This window comes from Enterobacter sp. BIDMC109, from assembly GCF_001037885.1.
Lineage (GTDB): Bacteria > Pseudomonadota > Gammaproteobacteria > Enterobacterales > Enterobacteriaceae > Enterobacter > Enterobacter hormaechei_C.
Genome location: NZ_KQ090002.1, coordinates 2456000 through 2467860 on the forward strand (window position 1 = coordinate 2456000; position 11861 = coordinate 2467860).

Annotated in this window: 14 protein-coding genes and 2 tRNA genes; 8 read left to right on the top strand and 8 right to left on the bottom strand. The window is 54.6% G+C overall.

Features of this window, described 5'->3' with window-relative positions:
- Positions 1 to 35 precede the first annotated feature (35 nt).
- Together SK62_RS11620 and SK62_RS11625 are read left to right on the top strand one after the other, a co-directional pair.
- Positions 36 to 112, top strand: a tRNA-Val gene (locus SK62_RS11620).
- 4 nt (positions 113 to 116) lie between these two features.
- A tRNA-Val gene (locus SK62_RS11625) sits at positions 117 to 193 on the top strand.
- 179 nt (positions 194 to 372) lie between these two features.
- Here SK62_RS11625 and SK62_RS11630 read toward each other — a convergent pair.
- Both SK62_RS11630 and glgS read right to left on the bottom strand, forming a co-directional pair.
- A complete protein-coding gene (locus tag SK62_RS11630; protein WP_080346150.1) occupies positions 373 to 843 on the bottom strand; it encodes an Hsp20 family protein in 471 nt (156 codons plus the stop codon).
- Positions 844 to 1014: 171 nt separating this feature from the next.
- Complete coding sequence (gene glgS, locus SK62_RS11635) at positions 1015 to 1215, bottom strand: cell surface composition regulator GlgS (RefSeq protein ID WP_023296382.1); 201 nt, start codon at positions 1213 to 1215, stop codon at positions 1015 to 1017.
- Positions 1216 to 2267: 1052 nt separating this feature from the next.
- On the opposite strand from glgS, the gene SK62_RS11640 reads away from it, so the two are divergent.
- Entirely contained in the window at positions 2268 to 3863 is a 1596-nt protein-coding gene (locus tag SK62_RS11640) for an FAD-NAD(P)-binding protein (RefSeq protein WP_047719406.1), read from the top strand.
- 28 nt (positions 3864 to 3891) lie between these two features.
- Here the strand turns inward: SK62_RS11640 and SK62_RS11645 are convergent, their stop codons facing one another.
- Both SK62_RS11645 and SK62_RS11650 read right to left on the bottom strand, forming a co-directional pair.
- On the bottom strand, positions 3892 to 4527 hold the full coding sequence (locus SK62_RS11645) for a carbonic anhydrase (protein WP_015570694.1): 636 nt from the start codon (positions 4525 to 4527) through the stop codon (positions 3892 to 3894).
- Between the two features lie 72 nt (positions 4528 to 4599).
- Positions 4600 to 5382, bottom strand: coding sequence for an MBL fold metallo-hydrolase (locus tag SK62_RS11650; protein ID WP_023303556.1), 783 nt, complete (start codon positions 5380 to 5382; stop codon positions 4600 to 4602).
- Between the two features lie 125 nt (positions 5383 to 5507).
- On the opposite strand from SK62_RS11650, the gene SK62_RS22895 reads away from it, so the two are divergent.
- The gene (locus SK62_RS22895) at positions 5508 to 5648 is read left to right on the top strand and encodes a hypothetical protein (RefSeq protein WP_003857665.1); all 141 of its coding nucleotides are present in this window, start codon (positions 5508 to 5510) and stop codon (positions 5646 to 5648) included.
- A 60-nt stretch (positions 5649 to 5708) separates the two neighbouring features.
- Here the strand turns inward: SK62_RS22895 and SK62_RS11660 are convergent, their stop codons facing one another.
- Positions 5709 to 7115, bottom strand: coding sequence for a DUF1996 domain-containing protein (locus SK62_RS11660; protein ID WP_047719405.1), 1407 nt, complete (start codon positions 7113 to 7115; stop codon positions 5709 to 5711).
- Positions 7116 to 7259: 144 nt separating this feature from the next.
- Entirely contained in the window at positions 7260 to 7427 is a 168-nt protein-coding gene (locus SK62_RS23060) for a hypothetical protein (protein WP_032619795.1), read from the bottom strand.
- Positions 7428 to 7671: 244 nt separating this feature from the next.
- Here SK62_RS23060 and SK62_RS11670 point away from each other — a divergent pair, with 244 nt between their 5' ends.
- The 4 genes from SK62_RS11670 to SK62_RS11685 are packed head-to-tail and all read left to right on the top strand — an operon-like array spanning position 7672 to position 10735.
- Positions 7672 to 8502 (top strand): ABC transporter substrate-binding protein, encoded by an 831-nt coding sequence (locus SK62_RS11670; RefSeq protein WP_044488997.1) that lies wholly within the window; start codon positions 7672 to 7674, stop codon positions 8500 to 8502.
- 1 nt (position 8503) lies between these two features.
- Positions 8504 to 9319 carry an amino acid ABC transporter ATP-binding protein gene (locus SK62_RS11675; protein ID WP_017384620.1) on the top strand — a complete coding sequence of 272 codons (816 nt, stop codon included), beginning with the start codon at positions 8504 to 8506 and terminating at the stop codon, positions 9317 to 9319.
- On the top strand, positions 9319 to 10065 hold the full coding sequence (locus SK62_RS11680; RefSeq protein ID WP_047057699.1) for an amino acid ABC transporter permease: 747 nt from the start codon (positions 9319 to 9321) through the stop codon (positions 10063 to 10065). The genes SK62_RS11675 and SK62_RS11680 overlap by 1 nt, the downstream gene beginning before the upstream one ends.
- On the top strand, positions 10049 to 10735 hold the full coding sequence (locus SK62_RS11685; RefSeq protein ID WP_015570700.1) for an amino acid ABC transporter permease: 687 nt from the start codon (positions 10049 to 10051) through the stop codon (positions 10733 to 10735). Before SK62_RS11680 ends, SK62_RS11685 begins: the two co-directional genes overlap by 17 nt.
- Here SK62_RS11685 and fumD read toward each other — a convergent pair.
- The gene (gene fumD / locus SK62_RS11690; protein ID WP_003857676.1) at positions 10716 to 10925 is read right to left on the bottom strand and encodes a fumarate hydratase FumD; all 210 of its coding nucleotides are present in this window, start codon (positions 10923 to 10925) and stop codon (positions 10716 to 10718) included. The two genes, SK62_RS11685 and fumD, sit on opposite strands and share 20 nt — an antisense overlap.
- 108 nt (positions 10926 to 11033) lie before the next feature.
- Complete coding sequence (locus tag SK62_RS11695; protein ID WP_003857677.1) at positions 11034 to 11846, bottom strand: MetQ/NlpA family ABC transporter substrate-binding protein; 813 nt, start codon at positions 11844 to 11846, stop codon at positions 11034 to 11036.
- Positions 11847 to 11861 lie beyond the last annotated feature (15 nt).

The window sequence follows — 11861 nt, forward strand, 5'->3', positions numbered from 1 at the left end:
CTAATATTCGTCCCCGTTGTCACCGACAACACAATGCGTTCATAGCTCAGTTGGTTAGAGCACCACCTTGACATGGTGGGGGTCGTTGGTTCGAGTCCAATTGAACGCACCATTCTGCGTCTGTAGCTCAGTTGGTTAGAGCACCACCTTGACATGGTGGGGGTCGATGGTTCGAGTCCATTCAGACGCACCAATCTGTTTTCTCGCACATTTCATTCCCGTTCAGCCTCATGCAGAGGCAGCAAACCTTTTAAGCACATCGAAAGTGACCTCCAGCCCGCGCGTGCAGCGAAAGAGCGGAATGGCATAAGCCCCATCAGGTTAGCAAAACGCCCGGCGTTTGCCGGGCGTGAAAACAACGTCAATCAATGATTACTGCTTATGTTCAATCGCCGGGTTGTTGTTGATGGCGATGCGCTGCGGTTTCTCTTCTTCCGGGATATCCTGGTGTAATTCAATCGCCAGCAAGCCGTTTTCCAGCGAAGCGCCGGTTACTTTCACATGCTCCGGCAGACTATAGCTGGCCCGGAAGTCGCTGCGGCTGATACCCCGATGGATCCACCCTTCTTCGCCGTTTTCGGTTTTCTCTTCTTCACGTTTACCGCTGATATTCAGCTGACCGCCAACGGTTTCAATTTCCAGTTCGCTCTCTTTCCAGCCCGGCACGCTCAGCGTCAGTTCATAGCGGTTATCACCCACCCGCCGGATATTGTAAGAAGGCGTGGAGGGCAACGGCGTACTGCCGGTTAGCTGGCTAAAAAGGCGATCGATACGGTTAAAACGGTCCGCAAACAGAGAGTCGGAGAGATCGTTCAACATGGGAAAAGCTCTCAGAGTCATCATGTACCTCCTGAACAGTAAAAAAGAATATTCAAAAAGTTCATGTCTTACGGGCAGGTATTCCTTACCCGCTTTCTATATGAGGTTACCGCACAATATTTCAACCTCAGGAGCTGCAAAATGTAGCTGGAACCTAAAAAACGCAACGGGCCGTTAAGCCCGTTATTCGTTACATCATCGCAGTTCTATCACTCTCGCCCGCTCAGCCTGCTTTCGGTAGTGGTCATATCGCTCCCGGAACCATGCCTGCTGTTCATAACTCATATTGCCGGTCACGGCATCGATATCAACTGGCTGGCCCAGGGCGTACATACGGGCAAAACTGCGTGCCAGAAAATCAAAATTCTTTAATGCGTTTATATCTTGTCGCTTCATTAGCATATCCCTCCAGTCATTGTGATTACTGTTCAAGGTCATATGCTTTTCTGATCTCAGTATCCGCCCGAAAAAGATCGTTTTTTGAGCGATGCGTGCGCATCCATCTGCCAGTGTTCACATTTCAGGAACGACAAAACTCTTCAGCCCTGGTCATAATTTTCCCTCCCTTTTATCAATCATGCAGAAAACATAAACCCCAGCCATGCAGTAAGTTCGCCATGTAGCCGGAAGGTGCGAACGGCATGCTTTAATGCCATACGCTGTAACAGCGTCGTCCAGCGCGTTCAGGTGGGTTTCCACCTGCAAGCGTCTTATCAGTTCGAATAACAGACAAAGAACGTTTACACTGGCGGATAAATACTGATTTCCTGAACAAACGGGTAAATGGGTGAATCCGGGCTTGTTGGCCATATAGAGAAGGGCGCATGTAGGTTGCCGCGGTTGTGTATCGAACTGCGCATTGTTTTCTACAACACGCTGCTCCTGGCCTTTCACGGCTGTTTTCTTTTTCGTCTGCGCTTGCCTGGCGGAGGGGGAGGGTTTTACCTGCCGGGGCAGTTCGGAGGCACCATAACCTGAACAGAATCGCTTCGACTGGCTCAGACTTCCGTCATTGCAGACAAAACGACCATCCGATGTACAGTGTGCTATGCCATCTTTTGAGCCCGAGCAGGGCTGTCTTCCACGGGCGGCATCAGCCTGCATGTTAAAAAGTACACTGACCGTAAGATGGAGAATTCTCCTGATAAAATCAGCTGGTTCTCCTCACTGACGCTGTGCAGGTCAAGCCCGCCGGCGAAGTTACCGTACTTTTTAACCCCCATCACATACAGATAATCGTTAAACCTGGGAACAAACAGTCTTTCCTTTCAGAAATCAGGCAGAATCATATCTAATCAGCCAGGGTCAATTGAATTGACCTTCCCATAAGTTCAAGAAGGGGCGCAACATCCCCTCTTCAAAACGTCTTAATTTTTTCCTTCATTGAATGATTTAACCTTTCTCCTGCTACGCTTATTTTATGGTTCAGAAATGCAGGAACGCTTTCGATGAAAAAAATCGCCATTATCGGCTCAGGTCCAACAGGGATTTATACCTTTTACTCACTTCTTAACAACGCAGCACCGCTTTCGATCACCGTGTTCGAAAAGGCAGACCAACCCGGTGTCGGGATGCCCTACAGCGACGAGGATAATTCCCGGCTGATGCTGGCGAACATCGCCAGTATCGAAATCCCGCCCATTTTTATTACCTACCTCGACTGGCTCAAACAGCAGAGTGCGGCCCATCTTGCCCGCTATAACGTCGATAGTGAGAAACTGCACGACCGGCAATTCCTGCCGCGTATTCTGTTGGGTGAATATTTTCACGATCGGTTTCTTGCCGTCGTTGCTGAGGCGAAAAAGTCGGGCTTTCATGTCGAGGTGCACCCCAACGCAGAAGTCACGGATATTAAGGCTGATGCAGACGGTGTGGCCCTTTCAGTGAACGATGCCCCTTTCTCAAGGCGGTTTGATCTTGCGGTTGTTGCCACCGGCCACGTCTGGCCTGATGAAGATGAAACCACCCGCGCATATTTCCCAAGCCCATGGTCAGGGCTGATGGACGCGGAGGTCCGAGCCTGTGAGGTGGGGATCATGGGTACTTCCCTCAGCGGGCTGGATGCTGCAATGGCGGTTGTGATGCAGCATGGCCGGTTTAGCGGGGAGCAGTTCGTTGTCAATAAAGGCAGCGAAGGGTTAAATATCACGCTGATGTCCCGCACGGGCGTTCTGCCGGAGGCCGACTTCTACTGCCCTATCCCTTATGAACCGCTGTCCGTGTTAACGGAGTCTGTGGCGGAAAGCGAAATCGCCAAAGGCCCGGACGGGCTGCTTGACCGCATCTTTGCGCTGATGGTGAAAGAGCTCGAGCTGGCCGATCCGCGCTGGTGCCAGGCGATATCGCTCGGTACGCTGAATGCCGACACGCTTCGTGATGTCTGGTTTGAGGATCGTAAAAAGCATGGCCCTTTCACCTGGGCCGAAGCGAATCTGAAAGAAGTGGAGCGCAACAAGCGCGAAAAACGCACCGTTGCCTGGCGCTATACCGTGCTTCGTCTGCATGAAGTGGTTCAGGCCATCGTCCCTTCACTCAGTGAGCATGACAGAGAGCGGTTTAAATCCGGGCTGGAGCGTGTGTTTATCGATAATTATGCCGCCATTCCACCGCAGTCTATCCGCCGTTTACTGGCGCTGCGCGAGGCAGGGATCATTAGCGTGGTCGCACTCGGTGATGATTACGACCTGGATATCGGCAGCGATCAGACCGTCATCACCACGGCAGAAAAGCGTTACCGCTTCGACGTGTTTATCGATGCGCGCGGGCAAAAGCCACTCAGAAACAAGGACATTCCCTTCCCCACCCTGCGTAAACAGCTTGCGGAAACCGGCGATGACGTCCCGGACGTGGGGGAAGACTATACGTTGCAGGCGCCTGCATCACTGCGGGGGCGCATCGCTTTTGGGGCGATCCCCTGGCTGATGCACGATCATCCCTTTGTTCAGGGTTTGTCTGAGTGCGCTGAAATTGGTAAAGCGATGGCGAAAGCGGCTGGAAAACCTGCGACAGGCGTGCGAAGGAAGTTACCATTCATGGAATTTTAACAGAGCTTCCCTGCCCTGCGGGGTCGGGTTACTCGAAGAAGACGTCCGGGTTTTCCGACAGCGACACGAACGATTTAGTGTTCTTGTCCAGGGCAAGGATTTTGCCGCTTTCGATGTCATATACCCAGCCGTGCAGGCGAATGGCGTTGTTGCGCAGGCCTACCGCCACCGACGGATGGGTCTTGATATTGCTCAGCTGCGCAAAGACGTTCTCCTGCACCATCGCATTCACCTTATCGATTGGCTTATCCCAGGTTTTCTTCTCAACCACCGCTTTTGCCGCATCAGAATAGCGCAGCCAGTGGGAAACGGCTGGCATCGGCTCCAGATCGGCGTTGTCAGCAATCGCCTTCATTGCGCCGCAGTTGGAGTGGCCGCAAATAACGATATCGGTCACGCCCAGGGCAACAACAGCATATTCGATGGTCGCAGAGACACCGCCAGGCTCCGGCCCGAACGGTGGCACAATGTTGCCCGCGTTTCGAATGACAAAGAGCTGTCCTGGCTCCTGTTGCGTAACCAGTTCCGGAACCAGACGGCTGTCGGAGCAGGAGATGAACAGCGCTTTGGGATTCTGACTGGACGCTAAACTACGAAAAAGCTCTTTACGTTGCGGGAAAATCTCTTTTTGAAAGCTGAGAAAACCTTCAATGATATGTTGCATAGCCATTTCTCTTTTATCTGTTTTAGTTTAGGTATGATCGCGATCACACTCGTAAAATTTAACCACCGCACCTTAGCGGAGACAAGCAATATATTTCTGGCCCGACCGCTGCACGATCTCATCCGCGTTCGCCGGGATGTTCTGCCCTTCAAAGGCCCCGTACAGGCGCTGGTACGTTTTCCCTGTCAGTCGGCCAATCACCGACTCAACGGTGCGGGCAGGCAGCGGCAGCATATTCGGATAACTCCACATAAACGACACGGCGTCCTTACCGGGCGTAACCTGCAAAATATCACCGGCCAGCAGCACGCCGTCGCCTGACTGCCAGTGCAGCACCGTGCCGCCGGCAAAGTGCCCGCCCAGCCGCAGCAGAGTCACCAAAGGCATAATCTCCAGGGCGTCCTCCTCCCAGAAGCGTATCGCCGGGCTGTCACGCATCACCCACTGCCGATCGCTGGCGTGCAGGTAGATCGGTGCGTTAAACGCCGCGGCCCACTCCTGCATGGTGGTGTAGTAATGCGGGTGCGAAATCGCGATCGCGCTGATTCCCCCGAGCGCGTCAACTAACGCTCTGGTCGCGGGGTCAAGATTGGCGATGCAGTCCCACAGAACATTGCCCTGTGGCGTACGCAGCAGGAGCGCCCGCTGGTTGATGGCAAAAGCGGGAACGGTTTTGATGCTGAACAGCTGCGGCTCCAGCTGTTGCCATTTGTTGGTGTGCGTGGTCGTAAGGCTGTCGAAGTCCGTCCATGCCTGGCCCGTCACCGGGACATACTGGCGCTCATCGTCGCAAATCGGGCAGTTTTTGGGCTGTTCATCGTAAGCGGTACCGCAGGTTTTACAGAGTGTAATCATCGGTTTTCCTCAGCAATAAAGCACTGAGTATGGCAGGGATTATCCATATGTGCTGAGGGGTGCCTGGCCCGCTTTTTTTGACTTATACTGTGCGAGTATCAAAAACTGAATAACGCAGGTGGCACATGGAAATTGATCTCGATAACTTAGTCTTTAACGGGCTGGATGAAGCAGAAGAGCGCAACGCGGAACGTCTCGACGATGCGGATAAAAAAGCCCAGGCGATTGTCGCCGATGACGACTGCGGCGATGCCTGCAAGATCTGAAGAAAAAGCACCGGGCTCCCCGGTGCTTTTTTTTTTATGAATGCCTTTTGCTACCCGCTATCAGATCTCCGGCGTTTTGCTAAACCCGGTCAGCATCAGGATCAGGCTTTGGGTAGATGACCCCGTCTCAAACTGATAGTGATTTCCCTGACGATCGCCGCCGATATACCACGAAATGTCGGTTTTCCCTTCTGCCAGCGCCTTGCGCACCGCTTTATCCACGTCCACCATCCGGTATTCGCGGGAGTGGTTCAGGTACAGCACCGCATCCGAGCGATAGTTGCAGGACGGTCGTGACTGCCAGCTCACGGTGGCCGGTTCCCAGTCGTTACTCGCCGGATAGAAGAAGATTTGATCCGCGCCGTCAGTTTCCACTTTCCCGCCATAAATTCTCACGCGGTATTTAAACTGGGCAGGATCCTGTCCGGCAGGCAGCGGAGGGATGTTGAACTTCACCAGCGACAATGTTTCGCTGTTTTTCGTGCGTCCACCGTTCTTCCAGTTATCCTGCACCAGTAAGACCTGGGGATCGGGCTGTGAAAGTGCCGGTTCCATGCTGCTGAGCCAGACGTTAGCCTTCGCTTTTGAATAACCATACGGCACGGTGGTGCCGCAATCCATTCCCCGGTTCATGCACAGGTCGGTCATAAATCGCGCGGCATCTTCCGTCCAGCCTTTCATGAAGTCAGCATGCGCCGTATACAGGCTCCCCCACCGCTCTTCACGCTCACTGCCATGCATGATGGGGTCGAGGGAAAGCTGGACTTTACTGGTATCCAGAGAGCTAATTGTCGGGAGCACGTACGCAATATTCATGTTCACCGTCGGGATCTTCACCGGGAAGGCGGACGGACACTGTCCTCTCGTATCGTAGGTGGCGTTAGCCAGGCCGTGGGCGGGCTTCAGGTTGACCCCGTCCCAGCAGTTCGGGAACTGAATGCCGATATTAAACTGCACGGCATCCTTCGCCTTGCGTAAGCCGCAGACTTCACCCGTTCTGGTGGTGTAGCCCTTGCCATTGGCGCATAAAAAGGTGATATGCGGATTTGGCGCGGTGCCATGATGATCGCCCGCCAGCAGCGACAGCCCCGGCGGAAACGGATGAAGCGGCCAGGCGTCAACATTCGATGCCTGATAATAGGTTTTTTGATAGGCGGGTTTGACCACCGTTCCGTCCGGCAATTTTAGCGACGGAGCCCAGTAGGCCGAGCTGTCTGCTTTGTTATCGCAGGTGGTCTTTTCCTGGGTACGCAGAGATTCACGGCTGGAGTAAGCATCCGCGTGCACGTTACCAAAAAAATCGTGCAGCATAGCCTCATTGGGCATGCCGAACATCATAATGGCATCATCGCCGAGGGTGTGGGAATAACTGCATACAACATGCGCCTGTGGACCAGCGTGTACCGCCTGCATGGTAAGCAGAAGTGCGGAGGCAGAAAGCGCGGGGGTTAATACTGTCCGTTTCATTATTATCTCCATCTGTGAAAGGAGATAGTGGTAACAAAACGGCCATCATTTACCGAGGATTAGCCTGGGTATTTTTCCCTTCATCCTCGCTTTACAGACACCACGCACAGCTCATTCCAGTACATTTCGCGCGTCCGGCGCAGTTCAGCGTGACGTTTTATCATGGAACCACTCCGGGTCGATGTTGGCTACGTCCACGCCATACAGGCTGGCGACAGGTAGTATTGACTCAAGAACACGTTGCGCGCTGTTCTCCGCATTCATTGGTCGGGGCGCAAATAACCGCCGTAACGTGCTTATCCATTTTTTCATCGTCATTACCCTTCTCGCTTAACCTGTCCTCAGTTAAACACCCAAATTGCGCCCGGGGAAATATCAAAATCCACTGTCGATGTGCAGGATCTGCAAATAGCGCCCCGCCGTCTGCTCTCTTCTTTAACACCTTGTTCACTCATGCTTTTTTTCTCATAGCAAAGAACGATTTCTTATTTGGCGATAGCTTTCCCTTATGGGAGCGTAACGGGGTAAAACAAAAACAACGGGATGGCGTATGACTATGGCTGCAAAAATGAAAGGGTTTAAAAAACGGGCGCAGGTTCTGGGATTAGTGGCAGCCTGGGGCCTGGTTTCAGCGCAGGCGCAGGCCGATCGGCTGGCGGATATCAAGGCAGCAGGCGTGGTGAAAGTGGCCACGTTTGATGCCAATCCACCCTTTGGCTCGATTGATGCCAAAACGCATGAGATCGTGGGTTACGACGTGGACTTCGCCAAAGCGCTGGCGAAATCGCTCGGCGTCAAGCTTGAACTGGTCGCCACTAATCCGGCTAACCGTATACCGCTGCTACAGTCCGGAAAAGCGGATCTCATCGTGGCGGATATCACGATCACTCCGGAACGCGCACAGGTCATTGATTTCTCAACGCCTTACTTTGTCACCGGCCAGCAGTTCCTGGTTCCGGCAAAATCACCGGACAAGCTTGATGACTATAGCCGGGCACGCATTGGCGCCGTAAAAGGTACGACGGGTGAACAGGCGCTGCACCAGCGTTTTCCGCAGTCCCGCGTCCTCTCTTATGATGATATTCCGCTGGCGCTGACGGCACTGCGCAATGGCAACGTGCAGGCCATTACCCAGGACAGCACCATTCTGGCCGGTCTGCTGGCGCAGGCGCCGGATAAAGCCGACTTCAAAATCCTGCCCGACCTGCTCAGTAAAGAAGAGATTGGCGTGGGGGTGAAAAAGGGTGAAACGGCGCTGCTGAAAGCCGTTAACGATGAGCTGGTAACCCTGGAGAAAAACGGCCAGGCGGCAAAAATCTATGACGTCTGGTTCGGTCCAGGCACCCCAGCTCCACAGCCTCGTAACTTTAAAATAGAAGCCCGGTAATATGCTCTCAGGTTTATTTTCACGCTCCGCGGCCAATGCCGCGGATTTTTCACTTCTGGAACAGGCCAGCGTTGAGTTTCGCCATGTGGACAAACGCTACGGCGATCATCCGGTTTTAACCGACATTAACCTCACCATCATGCCGGGTGAAGTGGTTGCCATTCTCGGCCCTTCGGGTTCCGGAAAATCGACCCTGATTCGGCTTATCAACCAGCTTGAGAGCCTGAGCGGCGGGGAGATTCTGATCGACCACAAGCCGACCGGACAGCTTTCCGGCAGCAGGCTACGTCAGTTACGCAGCCGCGTCGGGTTTGTGTTCCAGCAGTTCAATCTCTATGCCCACCTTACCGCCAGTCAGAACATCACCCTGGCACTGGAGCACGTTCACGGCTGGAAACCCCTGCCCGCCCAGGAGCGCGCGCTGGCGCTGCTGGAGAAGGTCGGCATGCTGGAGAAGGCGCACCGCTTCCCCGCTGAACTTTCCGGCGGACAGCAGCAGCGCGTGGCGATTGCCCGTGCTCTGGCCTCGTCGCCGCAAATCATTCTCTTTGACGAGCCGACGTCGGCACTCGACCCGGAAATGATTGGCGAAGTGCTGTTTGTGATGAAAACCCTCGCCCACAGCGGGATCACCATGATTGTCGTTACCCATGAGATGCAGTTCGCCCGGGAAATTGCCGATCGAATCGTCTTTATCGACGGCGGAAAAATTCTGGAAACCGCGCCCCCGGCGCAATTTTTCAATCAACCGTCGCATCCCCGTGCGAGGCGTTTCCTGCAAAAAGTGCTGGATCCGCTGCATCAGGAGCAACTGTAATGCCCGCTCTGGACTGGCAGGGGGTGCTGGCCGGACAGCCCCTGCACTGGATCCTCTCCGGATTTCTCACCACTCTGTGGGTGACGCTGGCGGGGATTATGCTGGCCAGCCTGCTCGCCTTGTTCTTTATGCTTTTGCGGCTTTCCGGGGGACGTTTCGGGACATTGATCGTCAGCTGCTGGGTATCGCTGTTTCGCAATACGCCGCTGCTGGTACAGCTGCTGTTCTGGTATTTCGCCGCCTGGAACGGGTTGCCGCAGGGGCTGCGTGACGCGGTGAACGCAGACCACAGCTGGTCCATTTTGCCCGGTGACGTCTGGTGGTTTACGCCCGAGTTTTTATGCTCCGCCTGGGGGTTAGGCGTCTTTACCTCGGCGTTTTTAATCGAAGAAGTGGAATCGGGGCTGCGTTCCGTGCCTGCCGGACAGCGGGAGGCGGCGCTCGCCCAGGGATTTTCCTCATGGCGTCTGTTTCGCTACATTCTTCTGCCTCAGGGGCTTGCTAACGCCTGGCAGCCCGTCGTTGGCCAGTACCTTAACCTGATGAAGCTCTCCTCGCTCGCGAGCGGGATTGGCTTCGCCGAACTGACCTACCAAGTCCGCCAGATAGAAAGTTACAACGCCCATGCACTGGAAGCCTTCACCGTCGGTACGGTGCTCTACTTGCTTACCGGGATGGTGACGGGAAGCGTGCTGGTGCGCCTCGGCCCCCATTCAGGGAGGAAAAATCATGATCCCCGGATTTAACGTTATTGTCGAAAACCTGGATTATCTGCTTTGGGGACGTGCGGCTGCGGGAGAACCCGGCGGCGTACTGCTCTCACTGCTGATGGCCGCAGGCGCCGCCGCGCTTGCCCTGCCCGGCGGGATTGTGCTGGCTTGCGTCGCCTGGCGCTATCCCGGCGTGGTGCGCAGTGCGCTGTTTGCGTGGGCAGAGTTGATTCGCGGGATCCCCCTGATCTTCGTGATATTCTGGATGTGGTATCTGCTGCCACTGATAACCGGCAGGGATCTCCCGGGCGCGACGACCGTCACGCTGGCGCTGGCCTGGTTTACCGCGGCTGCGGTGATGCATTCGGTGTTAGCCGGACTGAGAGCCCTGCCGTCGGGCCAGAATGAGGCCGCGCTTTCTCAAGGGTTCAGTACGCAGCAAACGCTGTGGCGCGTGCTGCTGCCGCAGGCGCTGAGAAATATTCTGCCGTCGCTGGTGGGGATTTTTATCAGCCTGCTGAAGGATACGTCGCTGGCGTTTATCGTGAACGTTCCTGAACTGACCACGGTGGCGGGACAGATCAACAACCGGGTGCAAATTTACCCGGCGGCCATTTTTATCTTCACGGGTGTGATCTATTACCTGCTCTGCTGCTCGCTTGAGCTGCTCGCGAAGCGCTGGCGAGTTAGCCGGCCAGCGCTTTAACCACCGTTTCCATCGCTTTGGTGGTCAACTCACTGCGCTTAACGCGCTGGTTCGCCAGCGCGGTACGCAGAACGCCCGCAATGACAATATGTTTCGGCTCCTGCCCTAAATCACGCATTTCGAGAACGACCTTGCCTACCACCCGACACATCTCCTGGTACAGCGCTTCGTCTTTGGTCACATTGCCCATTGCCATCACTCCGTTGCCCTAAACCGTCAGCTTAAATCATTCGTCGGCTGGATACAAAAAAGAAGCCCGGCGTGTAGTTCGCCGGGCTTCGTCTGGAAAATCAGGAGATTAGTTGTTTACCGGGATGACTGCGCCTTTGTATTTGGTGCGGATCCAGTCCTGAATCTCTTTGGAGTGCAGCACGTTCACCAGCGCGACGATATCCTTCTTCTTCTCGTCACCGCGATGAACGGTAATGATGTTAGCGTACGGGTTATTCTCACCGCTTTCAACCGCAATGGGATCGTGCACCGGATCCAGACCGGCATCAATTGCGTAGTTGGCGTTGATCACCACCGCAGCACCTTCGTCGTTGTTGTACATCTGCGGCAGCAGAGATGCCTCAACGTTAGGGGTGAATTGCAGCTTTTTCGGGTTCTCCACGATATCGCTGATGCGCGCGGTCACTTTATCGATGCCTGGCTTCAGCTTGATCACGCCCTCTTTTTCGAAGATGGAGAGAATACGCCCTTCCTCGGACACCGCATCACGCATGATGATTTTGCCGCCTTCCGGCAGATCCTTCAGCGATTTGTATTTTTTCGAATAGATACCGATCGGCTCAATGTGGATTGCGCCCGCACTGACAAAATCATAATCCTTATCGCCCGCGTGATCTTTCAGGACGCTGTTCAGGTAAGGGATGTGCTGGAAATAGTTGGCGTCAATGTCATGCCCCGCCAGCGCCGTGTTTGGCAGAATGTAGTCCTGGAATGGTTTAATCTCCAGATCGATCCCCTGCTTCGCCAGAATCGGCTTAGCCTGCTCCAGAATTTCCGCGTGCGGGGTGTTGGACGCCCCCACGGTGAGCGTGTCCGCCCAGGAGGCAAAGCTCAGGGCACTCAGGGTTGCGGCGGCGATCAGTGTCAGTGTCTTTTTCATGATGTGGTTCCTGTG